This is a genomic window from Psychrobacter sp. Ps6 (assembly GCF_022129235.1).
In the GTDB taxonomy this organism is placed as follows: Bacteria; Pseudomonadota; Gammaproteobacteria; order Pseudomonadales; family Moraxellaceae; genus Psychrobacter.
Map to the genome: position 1 here is coordinate 1 of NZ_JADQAI010000115.1, position 908 is coordinate 908.

At 27.9% G+C, this 908-nt stretch carries 1 protein-coding gene; it reads right to left on the reverse strand.

Features of this window, described 5'->3' with window-relative positions:
- Positions 1 to 386, reverse strand: a 386-nt coding sequence (locus tag I3255_RS14185; RefSeq protein ID WP_238039393.1) for a hypothetical protein, incomplete at its 3' end; no start/stop codon positions are given.
- Positions 387 to 908: the final 522 nt, after the last annotated feature.

A 908-nucleotide genomic window follows, 5' to 3' on the forward strand; every position in this document is an offset into this window, starting at 1 on the left:
AAAATATCAATAGAGTTAGAATCTGTTTGTTGTTGAACTGATTGTGGCGTTATATTTTTAAATTGCTTGGTTAAACTAGAATTTAACATAAAAATATTTCTAGAAGAAATTACTTTCATCCATAGCCAATTTATATATCGAACACTACCAAAGTTTAATGAATATATTTGTTCCTCATTAAGTAAGTATTGTGTGGCTGTTAAGTTAATAGAATTAATTATAACGTTTTTATCATTATTATTTAGGTGGCGTTCATCTAATAGTTGTAAAGCTCTATCTTTCATTTTTTTGTAATCATTTGGCCTTTCAAAAAATATATTGAAAGTTTTACAAAGATATCCCCAACAAAATGTAGCTTCTCTTTTATTTCTTATAGTTAAAGTCATAATATCAAATCCTATATTTCTACTGCGTAGTATTTATAGTGATTTTACAGTGGATTTAGAGGGGATTTTGTGATGGTTTTATCATAAATTTAATGACGATTTATAGTAATCATAGACGGCTGATTCTTTGTGAAGACTGGGGTTGCGGTAGATACAAAGTTGGGATATCTCCAGAGTAACACAGTTATGGAGTTACCGTCACTAAGGTTGACATTGTTCTCGGTAGCTTCGATGTTTTTAATTAGCTTATTTGTCTGTATGTTAATACTAGTATATTTAATAGTAAGGAATATATAAGTGAACTAATAACAACTAATACTTAAAGTACTATCAATAACTAGAATTATAATTATTGAGATATGAATGGAATAGTTATTAATACCTGTAATGTAAGGGGTAGTGATATTGGTTAAATAATAAATTACGTATGTTGTCTCTCTTATGTAATTACTAACGGAGATAAAACATGAATAACCATTTACAACAATTAAACCAAAATACAAACCCTACATATATGGGACT